Consider the following 12,941-nt stretch of genomic DNA (forward strand, 5'->3'; position numbering starts at 1 on the left):
ATAAAGGTCTGGTGCTTCTCTATAAAATAGTTATCAATAACGCCGATCTGAATGAGTAGGTGTACCTCGATTCCACATTCGGATATCACGTATCAGAATCGATCCCTACTTTTTTCTTATAGATTTTTTGCAGAAATCGTTTCGATTGGTTTTGCGTTCCCATATTCAGGTTTTGGATGATGTATTGGGTTTGCCCACTTTACTCCATTAACCAGAACCCGCTGAATTTCTTTATGATGATACGTTGGATATGTCTCATGGCCTGGCCTGAAATAGAATATCTTCCCTTGTCCCCGTCGATATGTACATCCGCTTCTGAAAACTTCTCCGCCTTCAAACCAGCTGATGAGTACCAGTTCATCTGGTTTCGGTATATCGAAATGTTCGCCATACATTTCTTCTTTTTCTAGTTCGATATATTCGCCAATTCCTTCAACGATTGGATGACTAGGGTCCACAACCCACATCCGCTCCTTTTCATCTGCTTCCCGCCATTTCAAATCACAGGTCGTTCCCATCAATGACTTGAAAATCTTAGAAAAATGACCAGAATGCAGCACGATTAATCCCATGCCGTCAAGAACTCGTTGTTTCACCTTTTCTACCACATCATCACTTACTTCGTCATGAGCAAGGTGGCCCCACCAAAGCAAGACATCTGTAGAATTCAAAACTTCATCTGTCAGTCCATGCTCATCTTCTTCAAGTGTCGCCGTCCGTACATTAAACCCTTCCTTGTCCAAAACTTGCGCAATTTCACCGTGTATCCCTTCAGGATAGATTTCGCGGACTTTCTCATTCTTTTGTTCATGGCGATTTTCATTCCAAACGGTTACATTCATGAAAAACACTCCTTTTGTAGTTAGATACTCCTTTTTGCAGAATCTTCAGTTAGTCATAAGTGTATGCCTGAACGAACATGTTGTAAATGCCCCAAATTAATTAATTCATCTTTTTATGAGGATTTGTGATATTTTACTGTTGATTTTAGGGTGTGGTAAATTTCGATTCAATCAATTTCACCAAAAATCACATATTAATTAACAAAGCTTTTTTATAAAATTATTAGATTAAAGTTGTTAAACTCAGAGTATGTTGTAGAAACTACTTAAGTTGAGGAGGCATTGTTATGTTGGATTGGATTTTCGGTAAAAAGTGCGCCATATGCAAGAAAAAAGAAAGAAAATCCGTCAAATATATTGATGATCAAGGAAAGCACGTTGATATATGTTACCTATGTGTCCCATACGCAGAAAGGAGAGCTTATCGAAAAAGATAGACAAAAAATCGCGCATAGGTTTCTTAATCAATCCTATAGAAGTTGTAAACTATCGATTTCACATAGAAAAAAGAAGGAGCAATACTCCTTCTTAAGCCTTACACATATCATTTTTTCTTTAATCTTGTGAATATGCAGCTGCAATGACCATGAGATGGATCCAAATCTCGATGCAGATCATCTTGCCCGCTTTTAAAATTCTCGGTGTCGCTTCAATATCTACTAGAGACAGTGTGGTTCTTGGTACTAGCAAACACCGCAAACGATAGACATAATAGAATAGCCTGTTGTGAGATCACCAACAGTCATTTGATTTGTCTTTGCGATGTTTAATTACCTTCCTATGTGTACTAGTCTCTGAGTCAAAGCAGAACTTTGCAAAGGATTTGTGCTGCTTCTTATTACTTTTGAATTTCACACGACAGCTGGAACAATCACTCTTATCTTTTTTTTCATAATAGCTCAATATTTTCACTCCTTTCCTTATTATTAATTTATTCAGGCTCGTCCTTTCCCGTTTGTACCTTTGAGTATGTTATAAGCACATTTTCATACAAAAAAACCAGTTCAATGAGCTGATCCTTAAGTAACTCTATCATTTCTAACACTTTAATATATGAATAAGTATTTTTATGTAGAAAAACCTCTTCTTTAGCGAAGAGGCTTTTCTTTCATATATGTTTTAAATGTCTTTTTAACTTTCGGAACAACGTAATGGCTGCCGTCTTTATCCTGTACATCCTCGATCATCATAGAAATAAGCAGATTCGGCTGTTTTTGGTTAAAAGCTACAAACCAGCCGTTTTCTTTCCCTTTTTCGCTTACTTTTGATTTCAACTCAGCTGTTCCTGTTTTACCCGCAAGCGTGATTCCATTCAGAGGGGGTTCATATCCCGTTCCCCTTTCGTCCTCGACCACTTTTACGAGCGAGCTGCGGATCTGCGTAGCGGTCTCTGGTGAAACAACATTTTCCTTCCACACCTTTGGTTTTGGATTTTCTTCTTTAATCAATTTAGGGGCAATCAAGTCCCCATTATTGATCAATGGAGTATAGGATATCCCAAGGTGAAGAATGTTCATTTCGACTCTTCCCTGTCCATAACCTGTGTCGGCAAGCATTCCTTCTGAATCGATGTCCTCTTTTGTCAATGAAGAGTTCTCGAAATCTAAATCAAACGGCATATCCTCATTAAAACCAAAATTCTCAGCACCCTTCACCATCTCTTCTTTTCCAATTGCAAGAGCCGCCTGAGCAAAGTAAATATTATCAGAATAAATCATTGCTTTTTCCAAATTCACATTTACAGAAGGAACTTCAGTAACCCTCGTTACAAACTTCTTATCCCAAGATTCATCTTTCTGCCATTTCTTTCCGGAAATCGCTACGTCCTTATTTGGGTTAAGCTTATTCGTTTCTAATCCGATCGCGGCGGTAATCGGTTTAAATGTGGAACCCGGAGCGAAAGTATAGGCAAACCGGTTTAACAGCGGGTGTTTCGAGTTCTTTTCCAATTGTTGATAACGTGAACCGTCTATTCCTAAAGCAAAATCATTCGGATCGAATCCCGGGCTATTTACGAGCGCCAAAACCTCACCAGTTACAGGATTGATTGCTGAAGCTGTACCACTATCTTTTTTCATCTGGTTATAAAGATTCCGTTGCAGGTTCATGTCAATATTTAGTGTGACAGGTTTACCGTCAATGGCTTCTTTTTTCGCGACTACTCTTTTTTCATTCTCTCCCTCATCAACAATCCGGATGATTCCTCCATTATTACCTCGAAGCTTCTTTTCATAAAATTTCTCCAGACCTCTTCTCCCGATAACATCGGTAGATTGATACCCTTGGGATTTGAGTTTTTCCAGTTCTTCCGCATTAATTGGCCGCACAAAACCTGTTAAATGCGATGCAGCTTCTTTGTACGGATACACCCGGGTTTCAAGCGACTGGGTGCTTATACCTTTAATTTTTAAGGTTTTTTTAAGACGGGGATCATCTTTCGCTATCGTTTTAATAGGAACGAAAGACCCTGGCTGTACCCATGAAGCATTTAATGCTTTATCGATGTCCTTTTTGTCGATACCAAGTGCTTTTGCTAGCTTTTGTTTGCTGGCATCGCCATTTCCAGGAAGATCCTGGGGGACAATGCCGATCCGTTCTGCCTTACCATTTACGGCAAGTCCTTTTCCATTCCTGTCGAGGATCTCACCCCGTTTTGCTTTATTGGTTTGAACTCGAACCTTATCTCCCTTTTCCATACCGGGGAAAATTTGTGAGTGATCCCAATTTACAAACCAGTTTTTCTTGTTGTCCTTTTTCTGTTCCTCCATTTTTATTTTATGTTTGTATTGAATAGGTCCGGCCAATGTATCCATTTTTACCTTGTATGTGTATGTCACTTTCCCATTTCTGTCCGGATCCGGTTCTTTTTTTGGAATAACCGGTGTTATGGATATATTTCGTGCATTGATTCCGTCATAAATCGCGGTATATTTTTTCACAAATTCAACTTTTGTTATTTCCTTTTTGCTTTTATCGGAAAGCATGGAGTACATATTATCAAACTTCATAGATTCCCAGTTTTTCATATATTCTGTTATTCTAGGGTCTGGTTTCGGTCCTTCCGAACATCCCGCAATCAGGATAAAAATTAAGGCTATACAAAGAATTTCTATTTTATGTCTCAATGAGTTCCCCTCCTGGCTTTCTATTCATTAATTTCTACTTTTTTGCATCTCAAGAATAACTTATGTAGGTCCATATTCTATAAATGGCATGATCCAAAATGTGTCGTATTCCGGGTCCGCTCCCCATCATGGAGTATCATGATTGTATCTTAAACAAGAATATTTTAACCCCAACCTAAATCTGGTCAGGATTATATGTACTCAAATAACTTTATTGTCACTAAACTTTTATTACTATACCTTTCTTCCCTATGGTTGATTTTAAGGGGACCGATTATTTCCTTTGTTGCCTCAGCAATAATTATGTCAGGAATCGGATGTTTACCGACCATTCATTACGTAACACTCATGCTGTGCTCTTACTGGTATGTACAGGAAAGAGTAGGAAACGCCAGTAAACAAAATACTGTAAATGTTTATACACATGTAAGTAAAAGATCCAGGATAACTCTATGGAACAATATGAGGCATATAACAAAACATATTTTGAATTTTTATGGTCAAATTGTGGTCAATCGTTATCTACAAAACAAAAAACCCCCGACACCATTCGTATAATTTGTGCTTACGAGTATTAGTAACATAGCATTCTTTATGACCACACTTTTCGCATACGTATCCATTTGACCACGTGAACTGAAATAACTGGTCATGACATGCTTCTGCTGTTGCGAATAGCTTTTGGACAGGATTTCATCTCTAATAGTAATTCTTTGTTTCAAGACATTCTCTTTGTTCATCGACTCCGCTCACGCCCTAAACATCCACAAAAAACCGGACGCCCCGTAACAACGGGACGCCCGCTCATTTAAACCTACTCTTCTCCCAGATCCGTTACCGCACCTTTTGAGGCGCAGGATACAAGTCTTGCATATTTGTTCAACACGCCGCGGGAGTATCGTAGCGGCGGTGCCTGCCAGTCTGCGAGGCGGGCTGTCATTTCTTCTGCGCTCACATCAACGTTCAGCTCCTGTGTTTCACTGTCGATGGTCACCAAGTCGCCTTCTTTCAACAAAGCAATCGGACCGCCCACCTGTGCTTCAGGTGCTACGTGGCCAACGACAAGACCATGGGTTCCTCCTGAGAAACGACCGTCAGTTAACAAGCCGACTTTCTCTCCGAGTCCTTTACCGACGATGATTGCTGAGATGGAGAGCATCTCGCTCATTCCCGGACCGCCTTTCGGACCGGCGTAGCGGATCACCAGCACGTCCCCCGGATTGATCTGATTTGCCAGTACCGCTTCCGTCGCTTCTTTTTCCGAATCAAATACCCGGGCGGGACCGGTGAGCTTGCTTACTTTCAGTCCGCTCATCTTGGCAACAGCTCCAGCTGGTGCCAGGTTCCCTTTTAATACATATAGTGGACCGCATTCCTTAAACGGCTCGCTTACAGGACGGATGATTTCCTGGCCTTCGTGCAGCGGAGGAACTTCCGCCAGGTTCTCTGCCAGTGTTTTACCCGTAACCGTGAGACAGTCACCGCTCAAAAGCCCTTCCTCAAGAAGAAGCTTCATTACAGCGGAAACGCCGCCTACCTGGTGAAGATTTTCCATGACGTATTTTCCGCTCGGCTTCAGGTCCGCAATGTGCGGTACACGCTCGCGGATACGCTCGAAGTCGTCATACGAGAGGTCCACATCAACCGAGTGAGCCATCGCCAGCAGATGAAGGAAGGCGTTTGTAGATCCACCCAGTGCCATAACAACCGTAATGGCATTTTCAAATGCCTCTTTTGTCATAATGTCCCGCGGATAGATTTCTTTACGCAGAAGTTCCACAACAGCGTCGCCTGCTTTGTAGCAGTCTTCCTGCTTGTTGCCGGTCTCTGCCGGGTTTGACGCGCTGCCGGGCAGGCTCATTCCGAGGGCTTCAATAGCGGACGCCATCGTGTTTGCTGTGTACATGCCTCCGCATGAACCGGCGCCCGGACAGGCATGACATTCGATGTCGTGGAGTCCGTCCTTATCCATGGATCCTGCGTTATGTTTACCGACCGCTTCAAATACAGAAACGATGTCGATGTCTTTATCTTCTCTTGATTTACCTGGTGAAATTGTACCACCGTATACAAATACAGCGGGTAAATTTAAGCGGCCGATAGCAATCATACAGCCTGGCATATTTTTATCGCAGCCACCGATAGCCACAACTCCGTCAAGGCGCTCGGCTCCTACTACGGTTTCAATCGAGTCCGCGATTACTTCCCGGCTCGGAAGGGAATAGCGCATGCCTTCGTGTCCCATGGAAATGCCGTCAGCAACGGTGATGGTGTTAAAAATCATCGGTGCTCCGCCACCGTCGCGGGCTCCGCGTTTTGCTTCAATGGCCAGTTTGTCTATATGTACGTTGCAGGGTGTAACCTCGCTCCACGTACTGGCAACACCGATCATCGGCTTTTGAAAGTCCTTGTCTTCAAATCCTACTGCTCTGAGCATCGCCCGGTTCGGCGCACGGTTGTCTCCTTCACTGATGTCTTTACTGCGTATTCTCAGATCTTTGTCTGCCATTAGTCAAACTCCTCTCTCGTACTGTGCTGAATGAAAGTTTTAGATGAATTATCTCCACATTATACAGAAATAAAATAATATTTCTATATTATTTAAAAATTCATAGTAATTTTTTTATTCGTTTGGTTTTTGGACAGAAATACATAGATTTTGAAGTTAGACTAAAAAACGGACACGTAAATTTGCCCCATCATTTATAATGGGGGCTAACACTTTATAAGAAAGGACGTGTCGATTTGGGGAAACATAGTGCATGAGATGCTCCCGCTACAGCTGATCGTGTAGCTTCATTCTAGGGTGTACACTAACTCTTATACATTCGTATCCAGAATATCCCTTAGAAAACCATTCAGCAGCTACTAGTAATTGTCCGTATTGCTCTTTTGTCAATGCATTCTTTTCTTTTTTTCTGCTTTTTGCCTCGATCACAAAACCGACTTTTTCTGGTCAAAGTACTTCGGGACCTTCGACACCTCCATGGTATTGAAGCGTGCGATTGCGATACAGTCTCCGAAACCAGATCTCATCCATCACTCTGACCGTGGAAGTCAATATGCTTCAGAAGATTATATTGAGCACCTCAATACAGCTACTATAACCATCAGTATGAGTCGTAAGGGGAATTGTTATGATAATGCTTCATTGAGTCTTTCCACAGTATGATCAAAAGGGAATGGATTTATCATTACAAGTATCAAACAAGGGATGAAGGATAAAGAGTGTGTTTTTTTACATTCTCAGCTTCTACAACGAATCCCGCATCCACTCAGCGAACAACTATCTCTCACCAAACCAACTGGAGAGGGATTATGAAGAAGGGCATTTTTGTGGTAAATAGGGCATTTCATAGAACCGTGAATAAAGTTGGGAATTTGAAACGCTTTGACAACTGATTTTCAAGCAATTTCAGGTGAATTTTTTGTCTGTTTTCTTGACGTAGTATCTAATCTATTAAAAAATAAAAACGCTCAACACCAATAGTGCCAAGGGTTTATCAGTTTAATATAGTTGGATGTACTGCTCACGTTCCGAAGGATGAACTTGTGTGCGGAACATATTTCACCCTTTCATTTCCCCTCAAAACGTATCAAAAAGTGCTGTAATATCAGGATTTTATATTTATTAATATTAACGGGAATCATATCTTTTGAAATTATTTTGGTCACATTTTGGTCAAGATTTTGGTCAATCATCTTACCTTCTAAATGGATTAAGATAGTGATTTGTAAAAATCAGAATCCTTTATTAAAGCCTTTTAAGTAAACTAGTTGAACCTTCCATCTCGAACTTGATTAAAAAGCGCTTTTAAACCCTTTTTTACTTTTGTAAAAACGTTAACTAAATTAAATTCTTATTCGACAGAATGAGGATTAAACGCATAGCTCAAATTATGAACAGGGTAAAAAGAACAATTTATAATAAAGGTGAAAATAGGCGTGCTCCTTGCTCGATTATGCGCTGAGGTATTGATCGTTGTACCAGATCATCGACCTTCAACAAAAATGAATCATTAAGATCGCGTTCAAATTGCTCTGTTAGGTCCTCAACCACATCAGCACTGTAAATGACTTCACACGTCTCATAATTCAGACGGAAACTTCTCATATCCCAGTTTGCAGCACCAACAACCGCGACTTCCCCATCAATGACCATCTGTTTTGCATGTAGCATACCTTTGTTGTACTCGTAGATATGGACACCTGCCTCTATCAATTCTCCATAATAAGTCCGTTTAGCATATCCCACGATTTTATTTTCTATATGTCGAGGTACCAGTAATCTTACACGTACTCCCCGTGCCACGGCTGTTTTGATCGCCATTAGAATGTCTTCCTCAGGAATGAAAAAAGGGGTGGTTATATCAATGGTCCGGTTCGCCTGAGTCAGGCAAATGAAATAGGTTGTTCGGATGATAGTGGTCGGGATTCCTGGATTGCCTTCCAGTGTCTGGACATAAGCTTTGTGCAACGATTCATTACTTCGATGTGTTTCATCTATCCTATCAAATTCAGCACCCAATTCTGTTAATAAATTGGAATGTGCTTCCTTGACAGAAGGTACCTTTTGTGGAGAGGTTTTTGCATCCCCACGATTTTTCTTTCGTCCCGGTGTGGCGATTCTCCAATGGGCGTCGAAAATCGTTTGTAAATCTTCCGAAGCTTCACCTTCAATGCGCAAATGGGTGTCACGCCAGAACCCTACATCCGGCTTCAAACCTGTATACTCATACCCCACGTTGATTCCACCTGTAAAAGCTTTTTCCCCATCAATCATTACATTTTTACAATGATCTCGGTAATTCCAATTTGAAAGGATCCAAGGGAATCGTAATGGAAAGATCGTCCGGCATTCAATCCCTGCCTCCATCATCCGCTTGATTTGATTTCGGGGGAAATTCCAGCTACCCAAACCATCTCTCACAAAACGGACCCGAACACCGGATTTCACCTGTTCCACCAGAACATTCGTTATCTTTCTGCCAATTTGGTCATCACGGTAGATGAAGTATTCCATATCAATCGTATTTTGGGCGTTCTTTAGGGATTCGATGAGTTCTTCATAAGTTTTAATTCCATTTATCAGGATTTGCACTCGGCTAGCACGAAGCCCATGAACGCTGAACTGGTTTAAGGCGTCAGCGATGACTGAGGCAGAGCGGTTGAATGAATCAGGGAGGTTAGTCGATTCATTCACATCAGAAGTAAGTCTTTTACGGCGAATACCTAAAGGATTTGTAGAACTGAGATAAAGACCGAAAGCAATGAAAGGTAAAATAAGGCTTAAGGCAAGCCAATTCAACGCCTTCGAAGGTCGGCGAACCTCACGTATTGCGATGATCAACATAAATAACATATTCACAAGACAGAGTCCGAGAATCCATTCCAAAAAATATTCCTCCTTTAAAAAATCCGATAATAAATACATTTTTATTGTCTATTTAGGACTTATACAAATGCCTTCATTATTGTTCCATTCAGCATGAAATATACCTTTTTCATTGTTATGACCTGTTGAAGCCAACACATTATCCAACCATTGACGGTCAAATCCGCGTTCGGCTAAATTATCCCATAATATTTCACCATCAATAATCAAGGTTGTTGGCAGGTCTACCAGTTCTTCTGGGAGATTGAGATCTTGCTTATCTGGTTTTTGATATTTTGATTTCAGTAAGGTACTGATTTGACCATTAGGTTCCAATATGCCATATTTAACTTCCCATACTGAAAAAACGTCATTTTGTCGCAGTAAGCTCAATATTTGATTCACATCCAATTTGTTCTTTTGGGCTATCTTTCGATCAATTTTTCCCTCCCTTATGATAATCGCAGGATTGCCTACTAATAGAGAGCGTGTCGATTTTATTTTCAACGTTATAATCTCTACCAACAACATAAGAAGTGTCCACAAACCAACCGCATATAAATAAGGAATAATTCCCATCCGATCCTCATAAATAGAGTTTCCTAAAAGATCTCCAAGCAATAAAACAAAAACTAAATGAAAAGGTGTCAACTGATAAATAGATGTCTTGCCTGTTACAATAATGATAAAAAATAATGTCACAAAGCCTACTCCAACTTTAATCGTCAATAGACCTAAATGAATATCATCCAAGTTGCCTACCTCCCGATGATTTTGTCTTTATTTTGGCAAAAGTTATGAAAAGATATTCAAGAACTGTCGAATACTTCTGCAGGAATAAATTTCAATTAATAATTATGACGTAATTAACTTTATTCCAAACAATGAACCAATCGGTATTGCTGAAAATGTTATGCTAGTTATCAGAACAATGTTTTACATAATAGTAGTATAATTAATACGATTTTTAATTTATCCATCCTTTTCGTCTTAGAAGATATATGTTTTTTATTGCTTGCCATTTTATATCTTAATGACCATCACTCAGAAAAGTTTTTGCCTATATCCAGCACCATTTTGAAAAAATTCTAGAAAAATAAATCATACGTTTCTTTATTCTAGAAAGGGACCATATGCGAATTAGAAATAGCCTCTTTATTGTAAAATTAATAGGCCTAACAAATTTGAAATAACTGGTGTTAAACAAGAGGGCAGCCTCCCTCATAGATAGCAAAAAAGAGCTCAGATCCCGTACCGACCCCCGAAAGTTAGAGTGAAAAATCTAACTTTCGGAGGTGTTCTTATGGCCAAATATAGTGAAGAATTTAAAATAAAGCTTGTTTCCGAGTATTTAAATGGAAATCTTGGATATAAATCATTAGCGAAAAAGTACAATATGCCCTCTCGAACACCAATACAAGATTGGGTAAGAGCCTATAAAACAAAAGGGATAGAAGGATTGAAGCGAAGAAAAATGAAGGAAGCGTACTCTATGCAATTTAAAATGATTACGATACAAATTATGTTAGAGACAGACGCCTCTTATCAGGAAACTGCTGAACAATTTAGACTGAACAATCCTTCATTAATTCATCACTGGACGAAAACATTTAATGAACAAGGGGTAGAAGGCCTGAAACCTAAATTGAAGGGGAGACCTTCTATGTCTAAGAAACCCAATAAATCGGAGAAGAAAGAAGAGAAAAAGTGAACACGCGAAGAGGAATTAGAACGCCAGAATGAGTTACTGCGACTGGAAAATGCGCACCTAAAAAAGTTGAGAGCTTTTCGGGAGAATCCGAATGCCTTCCGCGAAAAGCACAAGCAAAGCTCGCATTCAAACTTAAAGAAGAAGGATTCCGATTAAAAAATATTCTGCTTGTCGTGGGTATTCCTGAAGCAACCTATCGCTATCATATTAAAAACTTTGGGAAAGAAGATACAGACAGAGAACTAAAAGAACTCATTACTGACCTTTTTAAGCAGTTCCATGAACGCTATGGTTATAAAAGGATCACCAAAGAGTTAAAGAAATTAGGACATTCTATTAACCATAAGAAAGTGTATCGTATAATGCGAGAATTGGGATTAAAGTGTGTGAAATTTATGAGAAAATCTCGTAAATATAATTCTTATAAGGGGAACGTTGGGAAAGTAGCGAAAAACCGATTATCCCGACGCTTTAGAACGCCTATTCCTCTTCAAAAATTAGTAACTGACATTACAGAATTCAAGTGTCTAGGCGAAGAGAAGTTATATTTAAATCCCATTCTTGACCTTTATAACGGAGAAATAATTGCGTATGAAGTTAAAAAACGCCCCACATTAGATCTTGTCATGTCATGGAACCTTTAAAAGAAACGATAGAGATAATAAAGAATCATGCAACCTATCGCACTACCATCCATTCTGATCAAGGCTGGCATTACCAGCACAATCAATGGGTGAAGATATTAAAGAAGAATAATGTCTTCCAAAGCATGTCACGGAAAACTACATGCGCGACAACGCTGCAATGGAAAACTTCTTTGGTATTTTAAAGCAGGAAATGTATTATGGAGAAGAATTAGTAAGCTATGAGGATTTAAGAAGGCGGATTGAAGAATATATCAACTGGTACAATCATGAACGTTCAAAGGAAAAATTGGATGGACTGAGTCCAGTCGAATACCGAACTCAATCCATCCAATCAGCTGCATAATAAAAACTCTAACTTTTAGGGGTAACCACCAATGGCGCATGCGTTTTGGTGTGTGAATTATATTGTGTGTACTCCAAAACGGACCCCATTACATTTTTAAAAATCATGTCTATCAGAGCACGAAGATTCATTATCACAGGGTCTATTAGAAAAAAATCAACATTATTCTTTAACATAGTTAATAAAATAAAGGATTCGACTTGAATTCTCCCTTTTTTTCAAGGAATTTTTCATAACCTTTTAATACGAGATTCAGCGTTTATTCTGATTAGTGAAAACTCAAAGGATTACTAACAATATGTGGTAAAATATACGAAATGATCTCGGTCAATCAGAAACAAAAAATAGGGGGTATCCAAAAAGAATGAAAAAGAAAGTAAACGGCTTAATCTTGCTTTTAATGGCTATCTTTATTGTTGGTTGCACCAACGGAGAAGATCCATCCACTGCAGATAAAGAAACAGAACTGAAAGTTGAAGCCGCAGAGAATACTGATACGAAAAGTGAAACGGAAAAAACTGCTACAGAGGTAGCCGATGAACCAGACACAGAGGAACTAGAAGCAGAAGAAACCTCAACCGAAACAAAGGATGATCGGTTTTCAGGATACGAACGCCTTGAGGTTGATGGTGGTGATTTGTCTGGGCATCGTGAACCTAATGTCGTCGTTGACATTGGTTTTGGAGACCGCGAATATTGGGCATTCACGAATGAACACGGCCAGTTAGTGAGAGTCATTGCAGATGAAATCATTCTACAAGATGACAGCACTGAACCGGTATCATCGTCTGGAAGATACTACTCTGATGAGGCGAAGGTTCCTGGCGTCGAAAGTGCTATTTTAGATGAAGGACATATTATTGCTGATTCTCTCGGAGGCGTATCGAATGCTTATAATA

Annotated in this window: 8 protein-coding genes and 2 pseudogenes; 5 read left to right on the top strand and 5 right to left on the bottom strand. The window is 39.7% G+C overall.

The features are described from left to right. Positions 1-116: 116 nt before the first annotated feature. From ACTWQL_RS07575 to ilvD, 3 genes are all read right to left on the bottom strand, one after another. Positions 117-842, bottom strand: coding sequence for a ThuA domain-containing protein (locus ACTWQL_RS07575; protein WP_443141842.1), 726 nt, complete (start codon positions 840-842; stop codon positions 117-119). Positions 843-1,930: 1,088 nt separating this feature from the next. Continuing rightward, positions 1,931-3,967, bottom strand: coding sequence for a penicillin-binding transpeptidase domain-containing protein (locus ACTWQL_RS07580; RefSeq protein WP_443141843.1), 2,037 nt, complete (start codon positions 3,965-3,967; stop codon positions 1,931-1,933). 814 nt (positions 3,968-4,781) lie between these two features. Beyond that, a complete protein-coding gene (gene ilvD / locus ACTWQL_RS07585) occupies positions 4,782-6,476 on the bottom strand; it encodes a dihydroxy-acid dehydratase (RefSeq protein WP_443141844.1) in 1,695 nt (564 codons plus the stop codon). Between the two features lie 477 nt (positions 6,477-6,953). Between ilvD and ACTWQL_RS07590 the strand changes: the two are divergent. Then, positions 6,954-7,314, top strand: a pseudogene (locus tag ACTWQL_RS07590) (transposase); the annotation flags it as partial. A 575-nt stretch (positions 7,315-7,889) separates the two neighbouring features. Here the strand turns inward: ACTWQL_RS07590 and ACTWQL_RS07595 are convergent. Together ACTWQL_RS07595 and ACTWQL_RS07600 are read right to left on the bottom strand one after the other, a co-directional pair. Beyond that, positions 7,890-9,362, bottom strand: a complete 1,473-nt coding sequence (locus tag ACTWQL_RS07595) for a phospholipase D-like domain-containing protein (protein ID WP_443141845.1) — start codon at positions 9,360-9,362, stop codon at positions 7,890-7,892. A 48-nt stretch (positions 9,363-9,410) separates the two neighbouring features. After that, on the bottom strand, positions 9,411-10,094 hold the full coding sequence (locus ACTWQL_RS07600; RefSeq protein ID WP_443141846.1) for a DUF421 domain-containing protein: 684 nt from the start codon (positions 10,092-10,094) through the stop codon (positions 9,411-9,413). Between the two features lie 550 nt (positions 10,095-10,644). On the opposite strand from ACTWQL_RS07600, the gene ACTWQL_RS07605 reads away from it, so the two are divergent. The 4 genes and pseudogenes from ACTWQL_RS07605 to ACTWQL_RS07620 all read left to right on the top strand — a co-directional run. Further along, on the top strand, positions 10,645-11,052 hold the full coding sequence (locus tag ACTWQL_RS07605) for a helix-turn-helix domain-containing protein (protein ID WP_261133774.1): 408 nt from the start codon (positions 10,645-10,647) through the stop codon (positions 11,050-11,052). A gap of 173 nt (positions 11,053-11,225) precedes the next feature. Beyond that, a complete protein-coding gene (locus ACTWQL_RS07610) occupies positions 11,226-11,696 on the top strand; it encodes an IS3 family transposase (RefSeq protein WP_261133775.1) in 471 nt (156 codons plus the stop codon). Positions 11,697-11,838: 142 nt separating this feature from the next. Then, the gene (locus ACTWQL_RS07615; RefSeq protein ID WP_443141847.1) at positions 11,839-12,042 is read left to right on the top strand and encodes an IS3 family transposase; all 204 of its coding nucleotides are present in this window, start codon (positions 11,839-11,841) and stop codon (positions 12,040-12,042) included. A 364-nt stretch (positions 12,043-12,406) separates the two neighbouring features. Continuing rightward, positions 12,407-12,941, top strand: a pseudogene (locus ACTWQL_RS07620) (DNA/RNA non-specific endonuclease); the annotation flags it as partial.

The sequence above is a fragment of the Pseudalkalibacillus sp. R45 genome, assembly GCF_052246725.1.
Taxonomy (GTDB): Bacteria; Bacillota; Bacilli; order Bacillales; family Fictibacillaceae; genus Pseudalkalibacillus.